The sequence below is a fragment of the Helicobacter cinaedi CCUG 18818 = ATCC BAA-847 genome, from assembly GCF_000155475.1.
GTDB classification, from domain to species: domain Bacteria; phylum Campylobacterota; class Campylobacteria; order Campylobacterales; family Helicobacteraceae; genus Helicobacter_C; species Helicobacter_C cinaedi.
This window is the reverse complement of the sequence record NZ_DS990396.1, coordinates 1-5,383: the sequence shown is the minus strand read 5'-3', so window position 1 is coordinate 5,383 and position 5,383 is coordinate 1. Positions and strand designations below refer to the sequence as shown.

Genomic DNA, 5,383 nt, shown 5'->3' with positions numbered 1-5,383 from the left:
ATATTTTTAAATGCTTCTTTTTGTAACAAATTATTACAATAGGAGAACTAAACCAACCCCCCCCCCTTAGTATAATGTATAAAATAACAGCTATAAAAGGGTTTATTGGGAAGCTTTAAACTTTAGTTTCTCTCCAATCATCACTTCCACTTGTCCCTGCGGCAATGTGCTCCCAAATCACTTTTCTATAATTGAGAGAAACTTTAAAAAGCTCTGTTTTATCGCTATTGTTTTGTTCTTGTGCATTAGGCATTACAAGATTAATATCTGTAATAATAGCGTCTTCTAATTTTGTTGTGAAATAATGCTCTTGTCCCCCACTTGTAGAAGTTCTAAACCAATGAATTTCTACACTTGTTAATCTCTCCCCGCTTGTGAGTGCATTATAAAGCAGAGGAACAGCCTTATTTAAAGAACAGGTAAAAGAAAAAGGCTTATGCACTCTTTGCCCTGATGGTTGTCCGCTTTGTGGGTCTGTTGGAACGGTTACAATATGAGCAACTTCTTGTGCCATAATCTCGTCTTCGTGTCCTGCTTGGTAACGATTTCCAATACTCGCTTCTGTGGAAGCTCCACTTGAAATAAGTCCTTGAGTAGAACCCTCAATTTTTATATAGGCTGGTTGTGCCATTTTGTCTCCTTAATTTTTTAGTTTATTTTACTTATACTTAATACAAGTGATACTATTTTAGCATAAAATTTAAAAGAATGTTATAAAATGTCGTTAAATTTTAATAAAATATCAATATTTAAAGGAGTTGGAGAAAAGTAATATGTTTAGAAAAATTTTTGATTTTATAAAATCTAAGTTATTTGTTATTTTGTTATTGCTCACATTTTTTATTGTTTTGAGTATATTATTTTGGTTTTGGGGTTCTTCAATATCGTTTAATGATATTTATATCTTTGGGAATCCATATTTGAGATTTGGAATCATATTTATACTGTGGCTTATCGTTTTTTTATTTTTCTTTCTTAAACCAACCATTAATTTTTTTCTGTCGCTCAAAAGTGAAAGAAGGGCAAAATTAAAAGCCTTGAAAAAAGAATCTAATGACTTCGTATTTAGAGCCAAAAGAAACTTTTTTATTGCTTTACAAGATGCCAAGACAACTTGGAAGAAAATAAAATTCAAAAAATTGCCTTTAATTATCATTGTGGGGGAAGAAGGTGCTGGGAAAAGCACTTTTATCAATTATTCTAATGTAGAATATCCCTTAAGTGATAGTCTGCAATCTTATAAGAAATTTCATCAATCCACTAATAATTTTTCTTTGTATGTTTCTAAAAATGGAGCTTTGCTTGATACAGAGGGAAATTATTTTTCTCAAGAAAAGTTTTTTGTCCCATCAAGCAGTGATGAACTTCCAGAAGATGATTTAGATAAAAACAAAGAATTTCTGATTAAAAAGAATATTTGGAGGATTTTTTTAAACTTCTTAAATAGAAACTTTTTTCATAATAAGCTCAATGGCATAGTTTTAGTAATAGATACAAGATTATTTTTAAGCAATCCCAAAGAGTATTCAAAAGATATTATTCGCTATCTTGTAAAAAGAGTAAATGATTGCGAAAATTATCTTAATCTTCAATTTCCTATTTATGTAGTTTTTTCTAAGATTGATTTATTAGAGGGCATGAAAGAGTTTTTTGAAATTTTTAATGAAAGAATAGTTGATAGAGCTTTAGGTATTAGTTTTAAAGAGAAGTTAAATGATGATATTTTAGATAAACGGTTAAAGCAACTAAGTCAGTCTTTGTTTTTAAATTTTACCAATAAAAATCATTTTATTCATTCTCTTGAGGACAAAAACAAGACTTATCTTTTTTTAAAGCAGTTTGATAATCTATTCGCTTTAGCAAAAAACTTTCTTTTAGAGATACAGAACGAAAACACATTTAAGAATAATTCTTTGTTAAGAGGAGTGTATTTTGTAAGTGCTTATCAAGAAAATATTCCTAGAAACTTTTTACTCGATAGTATATGTGAGAAATACAATATTAAAAAAACATTAGCAAAAGTGAATCCCTTACACAATAAGCAGAGTTACTTTGTGAAATCTTTATTAGATGATATTATTTTTAAAGATTATTCTTTGAGCAGTATGAAAAATATTTTTAAAAAGTTTTCTTTATTGTTGCTTGTATTAATTGTAAGTTTAAGCACTTATTTCTTATCCTTTTATTTTATTTCTAGGCATAAAGCAGAAAAAGAAAAGGCAGAAAGCACTTTAACCGCATTGCAGGTTTTATTAAGTGATACAGACTACAAAAAGTTTAGTATAAAAGAAAGAGCAAATTTACTTGCAAATTTAAAAAATATTTTGGGTGTCTATCCTCAACTCTTAGCAAATAATAATCTTATGCAATATCCAAGTTTGAATATATCATATAGAGGTTTTTTAAATGCTCAAGAGTTTTATTATAAATTGAACGAAGATGTGCTTAAAAATACTTTACTTAAAGAGATGGAATATATTTTACAAACAGATGAAAATGATAAAAATAATTTAATAAAAACTTTGTATATGTATAAATCTTTATTTGAACAAAAATATTTGAACAAAAATTTGCTTAAAATTTGGATTAATGAAAATTGGCAATTACTAAGTAAATATAATATTTCTAGGGAGAATTTCTTAAGTGGAGTTGATGCTATTCAAAAGATTCATATAGAAAGTTTTTATGAAGATAAAAAGAGCATTGAATTAGCAATCAAAATGCTACAAAGAACGACATCAAGACCACAAAGACTATATGTTTTGTTAAATTTTTTAAATAGTGATAAACGAAAAGAAATTTATAAAATAAAAGAAGAATTAGGCTTTGCCGCGACTAATGTTTTTGCAGAATCAAGTAAAATAGCTTCCATAGATAAAATCTATACCAAAAATGGAATGATAGGATTTTTACAAAATCTCAATCAAAATGTAGATGATATAATAAATATAGAATCTTGGATGCTTGAAAGCACTGATGGCTTGACAAAAGAAAATAAGGGTATGCTTTCTATAGACATACTCAAATTGTATTTAGTGGAATATCAAAATAAATGGGAAGATTTACTTCTTTCTCTTGCACCAAAACAATATAATTCTAAAGAATCTATACTCAATCAGCTCGATATTCTATCTAAAAAGGATAATCCTGTATCGACTTTAATTAGAATCGTTAGCACTAATACCAAGTTAAATGATGCTTTTTTGCTTGGAGAAGCCTATAATATAGGGCTTAATGCCAATGAGATTAAAACACATTTTGGCAATATTACCCATTTTTTTAGTTCTTATCATAAAATTGCGGAGCAAGATTCTATTCTAAGTTCTGGAGCTTCGGCAGTAGGTCTTAATATCAATAATGATGTAAAGATTATGGAAGTTCTTGGTTTAGATATTAAAAACATCCAAACCAAGATAATAGAGTTTGGCACAAATAATACTCAAAGTGTTGAAAATAAGATAGCATATGCACTTAATCGTGGAAAAGAACAAGATGACCCTTTTATAGTGTTTGTTAATGATATTAAAAAGCTTCCGCCAGAATTGGAAAAATATTATGCAAAATTACATTTATATGCTTGGAATCTCGTAGAGTCTCACGGAGTCTCTTTGCTTAATACTGCTTGGTTCAATGAAGTTTATACCCCCTTTATCAATGATATTGCCCCTTTTTATCCTTTTAATGATGAAAGCACACAGCAATTAAGTATAGATTCTTTCAAAGAATTCTTTGGCAGAAATGGGACTATTAATAGGTTTTATGATAAATATTTAAATTCTGTACTAGTTAAGAAGACAAATACTTATTCCTTAAATACTCAATCTGATGTTAAAATAAATTTTTCTAAGAATTTTTTAGATTTTATGAGAGAGACTAAAAACCTTTCATACTTAATGTTAAACTCAAATGATAATATAAGAGTTAATTTTACATTACAAAGTTTAGATTTGAGTGCCGATTTCTCTTCTATAGAATTACAATACAATTCTCATAATATGAAGTATGACCATACTTTAAATTCTGCTCTACAGATTATTGGAGAACAATTTAATAATAATACGAATTTGAATTTGACAGCTTTTGATTACCACAATTTAAATTTAAGCCATCATAAAATGTATATTGGCGAGTGGGCTTGGTATAGATTCTTAAAAGAAAATCAAAATAATGGTGCGTATAGTGTAATTTTTAATAATAATAAAAAATTATATTTTGATTTTAAATTGATTAATGGTGCTTCAGAGACTCATCAAATCCTTAATGCACTCCCGCAGATAAAAATCGTAGAACGTATTACAATAGGAGGAAATAACAATGGCAGATAACGAAGAAAAAATTGGAGTTATTATTGAAAACTTAGAAGAGATTTTAACTAGAGGTAAAGCATATATTTTTGATAAAGAGGGTGGGTTTATAGGAAGTGATTTCCAATGTTCTTTTTGTGTCCAAGATAGAGAAAACAAAATACAAAGCAAACATCTGAGAATAGGTTTTGAAGAAGGATTTTTTACTATTGCTCCTGTGGAAGATGCTGTTGTTTTTTATAACGAATCTTTTTCTAAAATGCAAGGTGGTTTTGAAACTATTATTAATAAAGGTGATATTTTTAGAATTTCAAACGTTCAATTTCGTTTTGTGGATTATAAAGAAATCAATGAAGAATTTTTAAGAAACAAGGAGAAGCTTGATGACATTGAAAAGTGCGATGAAATAAATGAAGGGCTTTTAACGCCTAGAGGTAAGATTCAATTTGATTTTAAAGAAAAGGAAAATATAAAAGAGATTGTTGAGAGCAAGACCGATTACGCTTTTATAGAGGAAAAAATAGATAATAGTTTTTTAAATCAAAGTGATAAAAAGAATCCTTTGGAATTTGAATATCAAAACATTTTAAAAACCATTGATAAAACTTTAAGAGAATTGCAAATGAATCAAAAAAGTGCAAAATTGAACGAGCAATATGGGAAATTAGATATTAGAGATTTAGAAAAGATTATTGCTAATATTCCACTTATAAAATCTACAACACTCATTAATCTTTTAGCCTTAAGTTTGATTAGTAAAGAATTATATAGCCCTATTTTTGAAGAAATGGAAGAAAATATGTTTATAAAATATCTCCAAGTCGCCATTCAGGGCAACATCAAGGAAGAGAAAGCTTTATTTGAGAATTTAACTATCAAAGCTTTGGAAAAATATAAAAATAGGTATTCATAGACCATTATGATGTATGTGGCGACTTTAAACTTGCAATCAATATATGAGTAATGTATTGATTGCAATGCTCATTTACCTAACTTTTATGCCAAGATGGGTTTGGGGTATGTGGTAATTGTCCTCCACACCCATTGGAGATGATTACATTTTAATTTGCATAGAGGCA

General features: G+C 28.2%; 3 protein-coding genes. 2 read left to right on the top strand and 1 reads right to left on the bottom strand.

Features of this window, described 5'->3' with window-relative positions; all coding sequences use genetic code 11:
• Nucleotides 1-115: 115 nt before the first annotated feature.
• Nucleotides 116-631, bottom strand: coding sequence for an Hcp family type VI secretion system effector (locus HCCG_RS10675; protein WP_002957561.1), 516 nt, complete (start codon nt 629-631; stop codon nt 116-118).
• A 142-nt stretch (nt 632-773) separates the two neighbouring features.
• On the opposite strand from HCCG_RS10675, the gene tssM reads away from it, so the two are divergent.
• Both tssM and HCCG_RS10665 read left to right on the top strand, forming a co-directional pair.
• Entirely contained in the window at nt 774-4,325 is a 3,552-nt protein-coding gene (gene tssM, locus HCCG_RS10670; protein ID WP_002957560.1) for a type VI secretion system membrane subunit TssM, read from the top strand.
• The gene (locus tag HCCG_RS10665; protein ID WP_002957559.1) at nt 4,315-5,217 is read left to right on the top strand and encodes an FHA domain-containing protein; all 903 of its coding nucleotides are present in this window, start codon (nt 4,315-4,317) and stop codon (nt 5,215-5,217) included. The genes tssM and HCCG_RS10665 overlap by 11 nt, the downstream gene beginning before the upstream one ends.
• Nucleotides 5,218-5,383: the final 166 nt, after the last annotated feature.